This is a genomic window from Rhodopirellula halodulae (genome assembly GCF_020966775.1).
GTDB lineage: Bacteria > Planctomycetota > Planctomycetia > Pirellulales > Pirellulaceae > Rhodopirellula > Rhodopirellula halodulae.
Genome location: NZ_JAJKFV010000010.1, coordinates 84100 through 99368 on the forward strand (window position 1 = coordinate 84100; position 15269 = coordinate 99368).

Here is a 15269-nt window from a genome sequence, read left to right on the forward strand (position 1 = left end):
GGATCGACCGGTATAACCGTCAAACTTTACTCAGTTTGAATTTCACGTATGTTCTCTATTTGCATCGTCTTCTGACCCACGTGAACTTTGACAGAACGTGTTTCGTTGTCCTCATTTGTTTCAACGGTGATCTTGTCAACGACTCCCGTGGTGTTGGTTTGGTCGTCGGCCAAGCCGGTGACGGTGCGGCCGATCAAACCGCTGGCGGTCACCAATTGCTGGCTGTTGGACAGATTGCCCAGCGTTTCGGTCAGTTCGTCCGTCGCACCGATCTCGCGGATTTGACCGATCTGTTGGACCATTTGAGCGTTGTCGACGGGGTCCAGCGGATCCTGGTTCTGAAGCTCGTTGATCAACAGCTTCAAAAAACTGTCCGTGTCGAGCGAATTGTATCCGTCATTGGTTCCGCCGCTGATTTGGCCCGCTTTTTCACTGGAAGAGAAATTCGCGTTGGCGAGCGAGCTGGACGTGGTGGGTTGGCTGGCGGAGGACATAGCGCAATGATCCGTGTGAGTGGCGTTCCGCCGGCGTGCATCCACGCCGCGGTTCACGTTGCGATAGCAATTTTGGGGAATTCAACGCGAGTCCATTTCTGCCTTTCGGCGAACTCGTGGCTTCCCTACACTCGCCCGAACGCGACCAAGAATGATTCGAGGTCCGCTCCATCGAAGTTCCCAACGGCACGGAGGCCTACGGCATGGAAGCCAAAAACGTCCGGCAGTCTGTTTCTGCACCCATCACACTTTGCAAGCAAATCGGGGTGTCGTGCGGTGTCTTTGCTTTGGTGGCTGTATTCGCTTTGCAAGCAAATGCCGCCAACTATCGAACTCGGAACTTCATCATCGAAGCCCCCTCGGCTCAGCTTGCGAAAGCCGTGGGAGACGCAGCCGAAAAATACCGTGATGACTTGGCCAGCTATTGGACCGGCAGCAAATTGCCGCCTTGGCCAACGCCCTGCCCCGTTCGCGTGGTGGCGGGAAATTTGCCAGCTCAGGGAGTGACCACGTACAACCCCGCGCCCGTTCGTGATTTCCAAATGGAAGTCGTCGGAACGCCCGAGCGAATTCTCGATAGCGTGCTGCCTCACGAAGTCACCCACACGGTCTTGGCGACGCACTTCGGTCGGCCGCTTCCACGTTGGGCGGATGAGGGCATTTGCACGACCGTGGAACACGATTCAGAAAAAGCCAAACACGAAGCCAAGCTTCGCGAGTTTTTGTCGACCCGACGTGGCATCGCGATGAACCGTTTGTTCTTACTGACGGAGTATCCTTCGGATGTGTTGCCGATGTACGCCCAAGGCTACTCGGTTTGTCGTTTCTTGATCGAACAACAAGGCCCCGAGACGTTCATTCAGTTTCTCGGCGACTACATGCAACGTGGCTCGTGGACCAAACACGTGCAACAGCATTACGGATATGATTCGCTGGCCGAGCTTCAAGAGTACTGGTTGGCATGGGTGGAAGCGGGCAGCGGCCCCGTCGCACAATTCGCGAAACGCTCACCTCGTGGACAGGCAGGCAACACACAGATCGCTTTGGCAAGTGCCACCGGTCCTTCGAACGCACCGGCGCCAACCAATCCAAATCGCGAAACGCGGGTGGCTCCCGCAACGGCACTCGCGGCCGCCAGCGAGTCGTCGTCTTGGTACGTGCGGCAACTCAATCGAAAAGACGCCACATCCGACGTCGAGACCATTCCCGCGGGGCCTGGTTCGTCGATGACCAACGCGACGGCTCAAGCTGCATCCGCAGCCATGGCCGCGGAGCATGGTCCAAGCGTTCGAACCTCAACGTCCGAATCCTCGCCACGTTGGATGCCGCCTTCGGTCAAATCCAGCGGTCGCTATTCCGTTTCCACGCCGCAGGGTGAGTCCAGCGGATCTTGGGGCGGGAGTCGATGGCGATGATTCATCGCACCGCGAAATAGCGATACACCATTGATAGAGGTTGGATGACAGCCGCCGCGTCGAGTGAACCGTTTGTCTTTGCACCTGGTGGGCCCGCAACCGCGGAAACCACCGGGACCGGTCCACATACGCGCGGCCCGTTCACCGGCGGCTCTTCTGCCCATCTGGTGGATCAGGCTCGGCAAGAGATCACGCAGATTGTCCGCGAGGTCGCCGCCGCATCGCATCAACCAAGACAACGCGCCGAGTACCTTCGCTTCCTGGCGGATCGAGTGCTGCGAGCCATGGCCGGGCATGGCGTTGTGATTTGGACCCGACCCGACCAAGAAAGCTCAAGTGCGAACGACTACTCGGCGGAATGTCGATTGGGACGTGTCACTGATGTCGCCTTGGTGGACGAAGCCGTTGCGGTTCATCAGTGTTTGCTCAGCGAAGTGGCTGACGATGGTGTCCCGGTGGTGGTGCCGTCCACTCCCGACGCGCGGCAACCAGACGTTCCGGCCAATCCTTTGCCCTATCCGGCGGCCATCGTTCCGATTCGGATTGATCCGTCGTCAAAGTTGCCTGAAGGATTGATCGAAGTTTTCCTCGAAGATGGTGGGACCGCGGCGAGCCAACGAGGAAGCCTTCGTTTCCTGGCTCAGATGGCGGACTTGGCTGGCGAATTTCTTCGCACGCGACAGTTGCGAAAGCTTACACAACTGTTGGATGCCACCAATCGCGTTGATGCGGCGGTTGAACGACTGCACCGAATGACCTCCACTCGCTCCATTCAAACCGCTTGGGTGGATATGACGGCCGAGTTGTTGCAACTGGATCGAGTTGCCCTGTGTCAAATGGATGGTGGGAAGCCAAAGTTGGTGGCGGTGAGTCATGTGGACCGGATTGATCAACATGGTGACGCCGCAGAGAAGATTCGACACGCCGCACAGAAAGACTTGCAGCCTCAACATGGTGTTTGGATGGCCGAACGTGTCTCTGATGCGGGCCAAGAAGACGAAAGCACGTCGCAACCAGAGGGGCCTTCGTTTGTGGTGGCGTTGCATCCTCATTCGCAGTGGCGATTGATCGGGTATCGAACCTCTTCGCAAACCGCTTTGTCAGACGAGGTTTACTGGGGAACGCTCTGTCGCTTGCTGTCCGGAGGCTCTTCCGCCTGGACGGCGGCTCGCCGAGTGGAATCCATTCCCGGTGGCCGTTGGTTCTCGCGTTTGCTCGTTCAGCCAGAATGGAACGAACCTTCTGCTGGCATGCATGCTGGCGGAACGCCATCACAATCTGCGCCAAATACTCCGCGAATGCTTCGTGTCAGTCGGATCCGAAGGTTGCTGTTTGGGGGAGTGATCGCGATCTTGGCCAGCGTATTGCTGTGTCTGCCCGTGCCAATGCTGGTTCCGGTTTCCGGCGTCATTCGACCGCTGAAATTGGACACCTATCACGCGGCAAGCGACGCGGTGGTGAAGGCACTGCACGTTCAGCACGGACAAACCGTGCAGCAAGGTGATTTGCTGGCCACTCTTGTCTCGACCGACTTGCAAGAACAAGAAACCCAATTGCTGGGCCGCCGAGCTGTTCTGATAAGGCAACGTGAGCAATTCAATCAAACGTTGATGGCAAATTCGGCGTCCGCGGATGAAACCCGTGCGAGTGACGGTCGCGAATTGGATGAAGAGATTGATTCGATTCATCAGCAACTGGAGTTGATTCGGCAATCGAAAGAACAGTTGGTCGTGCGTGCGGAAAACTCAGGACGCGTCGATGCGTGGCGATTGAATGAACGTTTGGCCAATCGGCCACTGCGTCGCGGAGATCCTCTGCTCAGCATTATTGCGGAAAAGACCGACTGGGTCGTGGATGCCCGGATACCTCAAACCCGGTTGCAGTCGGTCGATTCGGCACTGCAAACCGATCGGCTAACCGCCGAAGTGGGCACGACTTGGTCGAGCCAGTTGGAGATGACCGGGACCGCCCAGCGTTTCGGGCCGATTGTTCCGGATCCGAGCGACGGAACGCCTTCCGTGGTGATGAGGCTGGCGTTGGATCAGCCTCCCGAATTGGGAGACCAACCGCTTTCGGAGGTGCCGGCTCGCGTGACGCTGCACTGCGGTCAAACACCGCTCGGTTGGATGTTGGTGCAGGACTTCGTTCATTGGTGCCAAGTGCAATGGGGAGGCTACTTCTGATGTCTCAGCGAAACACAATGCGACTCGGTTTGCGAAAATACCATGGCGATTCACTCATACTCGTTGTCGCGTTGGCTTGCGTCGCGACCGCCTGCATCGCGATCGAGCAGAAGGTGGTCGCGGACGAAGCCTCGTCCGGCAAAGTCGAAACCAACGTGGTGGAAGTCGACGACGTGGTGGTCGATTTTCGCGAGCAGGTGGATGTGCCGGCGCTGCAAAGCGGCGCGGTGGACCAGCTAAACGTGCAGATGAATCAGTTCGTTCGTCGCGGAGAAGTCTTGGGGCGTTTGGACGCTCAGTCGCTGACGATTCGCCGACGAGCGGCTTTATTGCGTTTCGAATCGGCCAAGTTAATCACGGAAGATGACTTGGAATTGAAGTTCGCTCAAACGTCATTGGAAGAAGCGGAAGCGGAACTCGAAGCCAGTCAAGCCACCGAGCAGAAATACAGTGGCACGGTGGCTGTGAACCAACTTCGCCGAATGCGATTGGCGGTGGAACGTGCCAAGCTAGAGGTCACCCGAACGAAGAAACACATTCGGCAGGCCGAGATTGACACACAACTCGCAGCCGCGGATCTGGCGTTGATTGATGATGAACTATCTCAGTTGGCATGTGTCAGTCCGTTGGATGGTGTGGTTCTGACCGTGCACCAACAACCCGGGGAATGGATCGCGAAAGGGCAGCCTTGGGTGACCATCGCAAGTGTTGGCGAATTGACGCTGCACGCGTTGGTGAATGCGGACGAGCTTTCACCGGCAACGTGCATTGGTTTGCCGGTCACCGTGCATTGGGGAAGCGAATCCGATGGCACCGCAAAGACGCTGACCGGGAAAGTCACTTCGGTGGATCCGAAGCGTTTGCCAGGCAACCGATTTCGCTTGCATGCCGAGGTGGTGAACCGACGCCAAGGTCACGATGGCACTGTGCCACCGGAATCAGCCATCGTTCCGGGATCAGGACACCGCGTGGATCATCATTGGCAATTGCTACCCGGCGCGAAAGTCTCGATGCGCATTTATCGTTCGCGAGCCGAGATGGCTTGGCGATTGAATTGGGATGAGTCGTCATCAAGCCGCGGAATGATGCGATGAATCGCGATGGTCACGCAGCAACGTTGACGGGAACGCCTCGTGAATCCACGGCGGGTTCGCTGAGGCGGGATCTGCGTGTCATGCCGTTGCCGGATGGACGTGGGTTGGTTGTTTTAGATGACATCGCCGGGCGATTTGCCAGGACGTCACGGCGAGTGTGGCAAAAACTGACCGCCGCCGAACGAGGCGAGCGGTCGGATGTGGCCGCCAATTCCGATGCCATGTGGAACGAAGCTCGTGCGGCGGGATGGTTGCGACGATCCGCGAGTTCATCGCGGCGGGTTGCCTCGGAGGCTCGGTTCTCGTTGCTCTCTTTCCGGACGCCGATCGGTTCCATGGATCCCTTTGCCAAACGATTGGCTCCGATCAGTGGCATCGTGTTTTCACCCATGGCAATGATGTTGTGGTGTTGGGTCATCATCGTGTCTGTCGTGTTTTGGATGGTCCGTTGGCAGCAATGGGTGGGGGCGGTTCCTGCGTTGCAGACGTATTTATTGGAACTGAAGCCGGTCGCCATGGCACTGACGTTTGTGTTCACAAAAGCGGCTCACGAGTTGGGGCACGCTGTGTTGTGCCGTCGACTGGGATCGCGTTGTGGCGTTTTGGGGATTTGGTGGCTGTGTTTCATGCCTTGCCCGTATGTCGATGTGACGGATGTTTGGCGCCAACCGACGTCGGCACGCCGTGCGGCCGTGATGGCGGCGGGGATTTGGGTTGAGTGGTTGATTGCCGTGGTCGCGTTGTGGGTTTGGTGGTTAGCACCATCCCATGATGTGAAGATGACCGCGATGAATGTGGTGTTGGTTTGTGGAGTGAGCACGATCCTCTTCAATGCCAATCCGTTGATGCGATACGACGGCTACTTCATCCTGAGTGATTTGTTGGACACAGCGAATCTGCGAGGCGAGGCTCGTCGGGCTTGGCGTCTGTGTTTGATGTCACCGATGGCTCGATGGTGGCGTCTTGGCATGCGTACTTGGTCGATGACGTTGTATCACCTTTCGTCAAAGATCTATCGCGTCTCGATCACCTTGGCCATTGCGGGGTGGTTGTTGAGCTGGGCAGATGGTTGGGGGCTGTGGCGGATTATGTTCGCGGGGATGGTGATCGCCTCTCTCGGTGTTGCGACGCGTTGGTTTGGCAGCCTGCGTCATTTGCTGCGGGGAACGAATGATTGGAATGGGATTGCACGCGGCCGACGGTTTTGTTTGCTGGCTTTGGTCATCGCGTTCGTGGTGGGATGTTTGACCATTCCGACACCTCGCTATCGTCACGTTGAGGGAACCTTGCGTGCGAAGGAGACTTCCGCGGTTTATTTGCCCAGAACAGGCAGGATCGAATCGGTTGAAATTCGAGTTGGCGAATTCGTCGAAGAAGGTCAAACGCTCGCGAAAGTGACTGACCTGGATCTCGAGCGTCAATTGGCGGCCACCGTTGGCAAACAACGCGTGCTGCAGCGGCGGGTGGAAGCGACACGTTTGGTGTCTCTCAAGACGGGGCAGTCGCCAGCGGATTGGGACGCGTTGGAAACGGCGACGACATCTTTGGAAACGACACGAAACGAATTGCAAGAACGGCGATCGGAGTTGATCCGAACCAGTCCTCATGCCGGAATTGTTTTGCGACCGACACAAGTAAATCCGACAAAGCCCGCCGAGAGCGATTGGCGGATGAGTGACCCGTTTGCGTTGAGCCCTCACGAGGGGCAACCGGCAGACGATTCGCGGCCTTGGTGCCGGATTGCTCGTTCGTCCGCGTTGGAGGTGGTGCTGCCGATCGACGCCGAAGATCGTCAATGGATTGGACCCGATGCAAAAGTTTGTTTGACGCTTTCGTCCATGCCAGGCGAGAAGGTGGAGACTCGCGTGCGTGATGTTTCTCCCGTGCAAACTGAATTGGTAGGTGACAAATCGCATATGACGCAGTCTCAGGTAGGACGTGCTCCACACGGTGAAGGCCCACAGAACTATGAGGCGGTTTGCGATCTGTCGTTCGTGAATTCGCCGGGGGCCACTGATCGAGAACTCGACCGCTTGCTACGCTGGGACGGAGCCAGTTGCCAAGCGGTTCTACGTTTGCCTTCGCGTCCCCTTTGGAAAGATTTGAAACGTTCATTGGAGCGTTGAGTGGGGATCTGATTCGTCCCGCGTCCATCTCAAGTGTTTCCGTCTTGTCACGTCCACCATTGTCCAAAGATTCCAATCCCATTTGGCCATCAGCTGAACAGCGGATGAAGTTGCCGGTGGTCAATGGTTTGCATCCGAGTTTGCAACCAGAGGACGAACTGCTGAAGCATTGTCAATTGCGAACGCAGGCTCGAAGTGGCCCGGGGGGACAACATCGCAATCGAACCGCATCGGGGGCGTTCCTCACCTACGACACTCGGCATCCGGAGGTCGGCCCCATCACGGCGGAAGCAACCGAGCAGAGGCAACAGGCACGCAACCGTTCGACCGCACTGACGCGATTGAGGTATTTGTTGGCGGTGACCCTCCGCACGTCCTCGCCGGAGTATCCTTCCAATTCAACGGAATCCGGGAAGATGGATCCGACAACGGAATGCCACGTGCTGGAGAGCGAATTGCGAATGCGGTTTCGCGGCACCGCTTTGAAACTGAATGACCAAAACGCGGATAAGCCAGCGTTGTTGGCCTTGGTGCTCAATGATCTTTGGACCGCCGGGGGCCAACCCAGTTTGATTGCGGAGTGTTGGAAGGTCTCGACCACCAAACTTGTGAACTTGGTACGCGATCATCCTCCGGCGTTTCAATTGGTCAATCGCATTCGGCAACATCACTCTCGGCCCCCGCTTCGATAGAACAACATGATTCCAATCCGCGATGACATCCCGAGTCGTACGACACCGCTTGTGAACTATTTGGTGATCGCGTTGTGCGCGGTTGCATTTCTGGCTCAGCAAGCTTCGTCCGACAACAGCGAAAGCATCATTTCAGGGTTTGCGATGGTGCCGCTGCGATTGACGGATCCATCGGCCACGCCGGTGATGCAGCAGCGTGTTCCGGTGCGAACACCTCGAGGGGTGGAGGTGATGGAAGTTCGCCAAGAGATCGGGCCGCCCGCAGTTCCCGCCTGGATGACATTGATCACTTGCATGTTCCTGCATGGCGGTTGGATGCATTTTCTCGGCAACATGTGGTTCTTGTATATCTTTGGCGACAACGTGGAAGATCGCTTGGGCCATTTGGGGTTTGCGCTGCTGTATCTGGGGACAGGAGTGCTGGCCGGTCTCGCACATTTATTGAGCGACCCGGGGAGCCCGGTGCCGACGCTGGGAGCCAGCGGTGCGATTGCGGGAGTGATGGGAGCGTACGCGTTGCTCTATCCGCATGCACGGGTCTTGGCCGTTCTGCCGTTGATGTTTGTGTTTCCAACCTTCGTGTTGCCCGGGCCGGTGTTTCTGGGGATCTGGTTTGTCATTCAGTTGGTCAACAGTCTTGGATCGCTGGCGGGTGGCGAGGCCGGCGGAGTTGCGTGGTGGGCTCACGCGGGCGGATTCATCGCCGGAGCCTTGGCTGCGTTGGTGATCGGACGTTCTCCTCTCGGGCACGAAGCGGTTCACGAACGTCGCTTTTGAATCATTGTCGAGCCTGTTGTCGAGGATTTCTGCTCCCTCGATCCATTTGGACGCGGTTTCAGATGCCATTGTTGTTGGTTGACGTTGGTCGATTGGCTAGAATGGCAACATGTCTCAATCAAGCTCTTATGATCGTCGTCGTTTTGTGCTTCGTTCCATGGCGGGCTCGCTCGCTCTGCCCGGGTTGCCGTCGTTGATGGCCAACACGGTTGGATCCAATTCACCGGTCTTGGCAACCAGCGGTGCCGGCGTTGGAGCCCGACGTTTTGTTGCGGTTGGCAATTTGCTTGGATTTCAGCAAAAGCATTTCTTCCCGGAGACTCCCGGCAAAGAATTCGAAGAGACCACCTTGCTGAAACCTTTGGCGGCCAACCGTGATCAAATCACCGTGTATCGCGGTTTGGACCATGGCATTCGAGGCGGGCACTTTGCGGTCCACACGTTTTTGTCCGGCGTCTTGCATCACGAGTCCAAACATCGGCAAGACGGAAACGTCACCATCGATCAATACCTTGCCGATGAGATTGGCAAACAGACGCGTTTCGCTTCGTTGACCGTTGGATCCGAAGGCGGCATCCACGGCGGATGTCAATTGTCATGGACCAAGTCCGGCATTCGTGTCCCACCCATCACCGGGCCGGCGGAGTTGTTCGATCGTTTGTTCAAAACAGACTCGGAGCAGCGTCGTTCGCAGAAAGTCCGTGAGAACTCGCTGCAGGCATCCATACTGGATTCGATCACCGAAGAAGCGGGCGCTTTGTCCAAACGCGTCAATCAAGAAGACCGGGCCAAACTGGACGAATATTTCAGTTCCATTCGCGATGTGGAAAAACGTTTGGAAGTGCGTCGCCGTTGGGCGGACCAACCCAAACCGGAAGCTCCGTTCGAAAGACCCGCGGACACCAACACGGTGGATGATTTGCCGATGTTGTACGAGCTGATCGCTTTGGCTCTGCAAACCGATTCGACTCGGATCGCGACGTTGGAAATTGGTGGTAGTTTCTTGCCTCAAAATTTGGGCATTGATAAGTCGTATCACAGCCTGTCTCACCACGGCAACGACGAGGAAACGGTGGCGCATCTGGTCACGTTGGAGACTTACCAGATTGAACAGTTCGGAAAGTTCTTGACTCGGTTGTCTGAAATCGAAGACGGCGAGCAAACATTGTTGGATTCAACCGCGGTTCTGTTTGGTAGCGGAATGGGCAACGGCAGTTCTCACACCAACACCGATTTACCGATCGTGTTGGCAGGCGGAGGCTACGGACGGGGCGAATACAAAAAGGTCAACGGAAACCGCCACAAGATTCCTCTGTGCAATTTGTACGTCGACATCGCGCAGAAAATGGGAGTTCAAACGGAATTGTTCGGTACCAGCACCGGCAGTTTCTCTTGATCGCAGCCTCGTTGAATTCAATGAACGTGCTTTCGAATCAGACGCTCCGGATCGGCGTCGCTTGTTGCATCTTGATGGGTTTTGCGGTCGCGGACGTCACCCAAGCGGATGCCGAAGAAACATCAACGGGCGAGCCTGCCATCGTCACGGACTTTTTGAGCAAGTATTGCTTGGATTGTCACGACAAGACGACGGCGGAAGGGGAACGCGAATTTGAGTCTTTTTCGCTGCCGATTCGTTCCGAACAGCAGTTGATCAGCACTGATGAGATCATCGACCAGGTCACGCTGAAGGCGATGCCCCCGGAGGACAGTGAGCAGCCATCGGACGAAGAACGTTTGGAGTTGTTGCAAACACTTCGCGACGGTGTTCAAGACGCGAAAGATCTCTTCGCCGGGCGATCCGGACGTACCGTGATGCGTCGTCTTTCCAACCGCGAATATGAGGTGACTTTGGCGGCGTTGTTTGGTCGTCGTGTCGACACGTTGGGTTTGACTGCCGATTTTCCAAAGGAGAACACCAGTCATCATCTCGACACGATTGGCGAGTCGTTGATCACCTCGGGGTTTTTGTTGGATCAGTACTTCCAAGCCGCGTCGCGCTTGGTGGAAATGCGGTTGGGAAAGCCAGACGTCGAACCAAAGTCGTGGCACTTCACTGAGAACTTCAAGCAGTACGAGGAGTTGTCGGGGGCTCACAGCAGCGTGCTGAAGAACAAGTTCCTGTGTTTGTACGAGCAACCGAACACGGACACACGCCAGGGCGGGTACGGACACATTGAAGACTTCCTCGAGGGAGTGCCCGTGTCCGGTTTGTATGACATCGAAGTCCATGTTCAGGCGATGCACCGCGACACGCACTACGATCCCAAAATCTTTCGAATCGACTTTTCAGAGCCTTTCCAAATTGCGGTGGTCCCCGGCGATGTGACCAAGGGACACATTCATTACCCGCAAGCAATCGAGCCAGTCTTGGCGACCGCGATCGTGCCGGACGATGAACCGGAATGGCTGAAGTTTCAGGTTTGGTTAGAAGCGGGACAAACCCCTCGTTTCATCTTCCCCAACGGTCCCTACGAATCGCGGGCGTCCGTCATTGAGGTGAACCGCCGCTACAAGGACGAGTTTAAAAATCCAAAAGTCGGTGTCAGTCGAACCTCGTTGCTCCGCGAAGGTTTCTTGCCGCACATCCGAATTGGCGAAATTAAAATTGCTGGTCCGTTGAAAGAGCCCGGTGGAAGCTTGGAAGAGCGTGCCGTGTTCGGCGAATCCGGATTTCAGGCGGAGCAGGCGCTGCAGCAGCTCTATGATTTTGCGCAGCGAGCGTATCGCCGACCGTTAGAAACTGCGGATCAGCAACGAATCCAGGCGTTGTTCGAGAGGCGTGTTGCAGAGGAAGCGAGTCCACGTCAGGCGGCTCTCGACGCGGTGAAGATGATCCTTTGTTCGCCGTCATTTTTGTATCTCAGCGAGATCACGCCAGAGGATCAGACTCGTCTGAGTGCATTCGATCTCGCGTCACGGCTGTCGTACGCTCTGTGGGCTGCACCGCCGGATGACCAACTGTTTGAATCGGCCAAAAGCGGCAAGCTCGATGACGTTGCCGAGCTTAGGAATCAGGCGGATCGGATGTTGGCTGATGAACGGTCGAAAGAATTTGTCCAAGGATTTCTCGATAGCTGGCTGAACTTGCGAGACATCGGGAACTTGCCGCCACCTCGAAAGAAGGTGCCCGAGTATTACTCTGAAAACTTGCCCGAATCGATGAAGCAGGAAGCAAGGCTTTTCTTTCGCCATTTGCTCGATGAGAACGGGCCGGTGATGGATCTGCTGGATGCCGACTACACGTTCGTCGATAAGAAACTCGCGAAGTTGTATGGGTTGCCAGAAAAGGATTCGATGCGTTTGGCGGATGGGTTTCAACGAGTCAGTCTGGCGGGCAATTCCCAGCGAGGTGGCGTGTTGGGAATGTCAGGTGTGCTGACCGTTAGTGCCAATGGTGTCGACACATCGCCCGTGACGCGTGGCGTTTGGGTGCTGGAAAACATTCTCGGGACGATTCCACCACCGCCACCGGACGAGGTACCCGCGATCGATTCCAACGTCAGCGGAGCGAAGACCATCCGCGAACGTCTCGAAAAGCATCGTGAAGATCAAGCGTGTGCAGTGTGCCATCGCAACATTGATCCGTTGGGTTATGCGTTGGAAACGTTCGATTCAGTTGGCAGATGGCGAAGCAAATATCCCAAGGTCAAAGGATCGGCGGCGAAGGTGGATGCGTCGGGCAAGTTTCCTTCGGGAGAGGAATTCAAAGGCTTTGACGATTTCAAAGACAAACTGCTCGAAAGTCGTCGAGAACAATTCTCTCGGGCATTGATTGAAAAGATGCTGGCGTATTCCACCGGGCGTCACATGGAACCCACCGATCAGTTCGAGATTGATGAGATCTCGAAGACAGTCGAAGACAGCGGTGGTGGACTGCGGACGATGGTGATCGCTGTGCTAACCAGCGATCTCTTCCGATCTCGCTGAGCTGAATTTCCAAACGGCGTCTCGAAGTCGTGTCGCTATTCACTCTGCGAACGAGGCACCGGACAACCAATGCAACGTCAGCTTCCAACCGCCTTGTTCGTCACATCGTCGTTCTTCGAACTCGACTGACCCAAGTTGTCCGTCGCACCCTGCTTCTCCAGCCGATAGCCAAATGCTGCGAATAAAATCCACGCGATGGTTGCATCGGTCAACAATCCTCTGAATTTTTGATATGCCGGCAGAGATTGCAGATCCCAAATGCTGAAAAACCTCATCGTGTTGGTTGGGATCGCATAGATGAAGTGCTCGTAAACGACAAAGTAGGCAGACACGAAAAACCACAAGACGGCGATTAGAAAGACTCCAAGTCCTCAGTTTCGCAATCGGTGGGATGGATGGAGACGTTGTGCGAAGCAGCCGGTTCCCGCGATGGCTAGTGCGATGGCAACGCTGTTCAACATCTCAAATGCCTCCCACTTCGTCGGGGACCACTCCAGCCAACGAAGGATCGCCGCGAAGATTGCTGCCAACACAGTCAATGCCAACAATCGTTGAATGGTGATCGATTGCTGGGTGATTGCTTCGTGTGGCAACGTGTCCTCTGGTGATGCCTTTCTAGCTAGGCGACGGTTTCCAGTGGTCAACCACAACATCCCAGTCGCCAGCATCCAGTAAATGGACTGGACGATGTACTGGAGGGCACGGCCGTTTTGCCAATCGTCATTGAGTCGCCATCGAAGGAGCTCCCAAGAGTCAGGACGAACCACCCAAAACCCTTGGACCGTGGCCGCAAAGAGAGGAAGCAGCACGAACACGAACAGCACGACCAAGAGTCGCGACAGCGTGTTGAGTACAGTGACCTTCGCCGGCGAAGTGAACGCGATCAGAATCGCGGTTGCCGTGTAGAACACGTCATTCGCGTGATTGGCCCACCAGCTCCAGGATCGTTTTAAATCGGGGTGCATGGTCCAGTGGAGACTCGACCACGCGAGTGGCAGCGTATTCACCGCGAGAACAACGACGACCAAGAGTGGAAGGATCCATCTCATTTTCATGATCCGTCTGATTGCATTGCGCGCTCGCGGCGTTTCAGCTCATTCAACAGACCCAGAAGCGTCTCTCGTACTTTGGGTTCTGCGTCCACGGCAAGGTAACTGGATTTGGCTCGCCAGGTTTCGTAACCACCCAATGCATGTTGCTCGGGCGTTGGGAGGTAACCGTTGTATCCGTTGGCCAATTCGATCGTGAAAGTTGGTTGGAAGGGACTGGCTTTTTTGATCGCTAATCCGGTTTCCACGAAGGTTTCGCAGGGGCTGCTCACGATGGCTAGATCGCCGATTCGGATGGCTTGTAACTTGACCGTGACGGTGTCCGGGTAGTCGACTAAGTCAAGCGTTTCGTTGGCGTAGATCAAGCGTCGGTCTGACCAAGGACCCGAGCCGGCTTCGGCGATCAAGTTCTTGGCTCGAGTGATGTCTTCTTCGGTGGGGTGGCGAACACCAAGTTCCAACTCGGTTTCCAGCATGTCGATGCTCACCCAGTCTTCCATGACCGTGCGTTGGTGGGCGACCATGGCGGAGGTCGCCACATCGTTGGCGACCACTCGAATTTGTTCGAATGGCTCTTGCCGGGGATGGCCTTCGAAGAAGTTGACGTTGTTGATGTCACCACTGGTGCCGTTGGTCATGGTGACAACCACGGGTGACCGAGCGTCGTCGCTTTCAAGCATTTGTGTGACCTGCCGCGCGAATTCACCGAAGTAGTCCGCAGAAAGTGATTCCGATGGCACGCCGCCGACATAGTGCAGCGAATAGTTGCCCCAAACGGCGATGGGTTGACCCTCGAGATCTTGCACGCTGAGCACGGGGATCTCCGGATCAATGGGCCCCGCGGGGCGCAACAGCGTGGGGCTGTTGGCGCTGGGATTCATACGGACTCGATCGGTCCCCTCATCAAATGGGTCTGTAATCGCAGTGCCGGGCCGAAGGAACCATCTGCGGTTGAAGACTTGGCGGGGATTGTTGCCCACCGCCCAGCCCACCTTGGCGGGCTTCAATCGCGAATGAGCCTGGACAATTCCCTTCGCGATTTGTTGAGTCAGGAACGGGATGTAATCGTGTTGAACCTCGCTTTGAAATGTGGGTGCCACTGACACAGCCGTGTGCGTGTGCGTCGCGGAACAAAGCATGTGATCGGTTCGAATGCCGGTTGCTTCAGAGGCAATCGTCTTGGCTTCGTCGTAGATCTCACGCGGGATCATGCAGCTGTCACAGGTGACCAACGCGATGCTGGTTTCTCCGTTATCGAGAACCAAACAACGTGCGTGCAATGGATCGTGTGCGCGAATTGCTTCTCGATGAGTCATGCTGCCGGAGGAGCTGACCGGGAATGACTCCGGCGTGATATCGATCGCCACCGCCCCGGCACGAAATTGTTTAGGCATTTCGTCGGCTACGCCGTGGGGCCGTGTGAGAGCGGCGAAGATCACGCCGAGCACCACGCCAAAGATCACCAATGAGCATGGCAAAGAGTCCATGCATCGTTGCCCTGTTCGCTCGCAG

At 56.2% G+C, this 15269-nt stretch carries 12 protein-coding genes; 8 read left to right on the forward strand and 4 right to left on the reverse strand.

What is annotated here, in order from left to right; genetic code table 11:
* Positions 1-26: 26 nt before the first annotated feature.
* Positions 27-494 (reverse strand): flagellar hook assembly protein FlgD, encoded by a 468-nt coding sequence (locus LOC70_RS07920; RefSeq protein WP_230253069.1) that lies wholly within the window; start codon positions 492-494, stop codon positions 27-29.
* 203 nt (positions 495-697) lie between these two features.
* Here LOC70_RS07920 and LOC70_RS07925 point away from each other — a divergent pair, with 203 nt between their 5' ends.
* From LOC70_RS07925 to LOC70_RS07960, 8 genes are all read left to right on the forward strand, one after another.
* Positions 698-1909 carry a peptidase MA family metallohydrolase gene (locus LOC70_RS07925; protein ID WP_230253070.1) on the forward strand — a complete coding sequence of 404 codons (1212 nt, stop codon included), beginning with the start codon at positions 698-700 and terminating at the stop codon, positions 1907-1909.
* A 44-nt stretch (positions 1910-1953) separates the two neighbouring features.
* The gene (locus LOC70_RS07930; protein WP_230253071.1) at positions 1954-4092 is read left to right on the forward strand and encodes an HlyD family efflux transporter periplasmic adaptor subunit; all 2139 of its coding nucleotides are present in this window, start codon (positions 1954-1956) and stop codon (positions 4090-4092) included.
* A complete protein-coding gene (locus LOC70_RS07935) occupies positions 4092-5186 on the forward strand; it encodes an HlyD family secretion protein (RefSeq protein ID WP_230253072.1) in 1095 nt (364 codons plus the stop codon). The genes LOC70_RS07930 and LOC70_RS07935 overlap by 1 nt, the downstream gene beginning before the upstream one ends.
* Positions 5183-7312, forward strand: coding sequence for a peptidase M50 (locus LOC70_RS07940; protein WP_230253073.1), 2130 nt, complete (start codon positions 5183-5185; stop codon positions 7310-7312). Before LOC70_RS07935 ends, LOC70_RS07940 begins: the two co-directional genes overlap by 4 nt.
* Positions 7313-7356: 44 nt before the next feature.
* Complete coding sequence (locus LOC70_RS07945; protein WP_230253074.1) at positions 7357-8004, forward strand: peptide chain release factor family protein; 648 nt, start codon at positions 7357-7359, stop codon at positions 8002-8004.
* 6 nt (positions 8005-8010) lie between these two features.
* Positions 8011-8781 (forward strand): rhomboid family intramembrane serine protease, encoded by a 771-nt coding sequence (locus LOC70_RS07950; protein ID WP_230253075.1) that lies wholly within the window; start codon positions 8011-8013, stop codon positions 8779-8781.
* A 109-nt stretch (positions 8782-8890) separates the two neighbouring features.
* Positions 8891-10177 (forward strand): DUF1552 domain-containing protein, encoded by a 1287-nt coding sequence (locus LOC70_RS07955; protein ID WP_230253076.1) that lies wholly within the window; start codon positions 8891-8893, stop codon positions 10175-10177.
* A 26-nt stretch (positions 10178-10203) separates the two neighbouring features.
* Positions 10204-12708, forward strand: coding sequence for a DUF1592 domain-containing protein (locus tag LOC70_RS07960; protein WP_230253077.1), 2505 nt, complete (start codon positions 10204-10206; stop codon positions 12706-12708).
* 77 nt (positions 12709-12785) lie between these two features.
* Here the strand turns inward: LOC70_RS07960 and LOC70_RS07965 are convergent, their stop codons facing one another.
* From LOC70_RS07965 to LOC70_RS07975, 3 genes are read right to left on the reverse strand one after another with little or no spacing between them, the layout of a single operon-like run.
* On the reverse strand, positions 12786-13040 hold the full coding sequence (locus tag LOC70_RS07965) for a hypothetical protein (protein WP_230253078.1): 255 nt from the start codon (positions 13038-13040) through the stop codon (positions 12786-12788).
* Positions 13041-13079: 39 nt separating this feature from the next.
* On the reverse strand, positions 13080-13763 hold the full coding sequence (locus LOC70_RS07970) for a hypothetical protein (RefSeq protein WP_230253079.1): 684 nt from the start codon (positions 13761-13763) through the stop codon (positions 13080-13082).
* Positions 13760-15244, reverse strand: a complete 1485-nt coding sequence (locus tag LOC70_RS07975; protein ID WP_230253080.1) for a hypothetical protein — start codon at positions 15242-15244, stop codon at positions 13760-13762. The genes LOC70_RS07970 and LOC70_RS07975 overlap by 4 nt, the downstream gene beginning before the upstream one ends.
* Positions 15245-15269 lie beyond the last annotated feature (25 nt).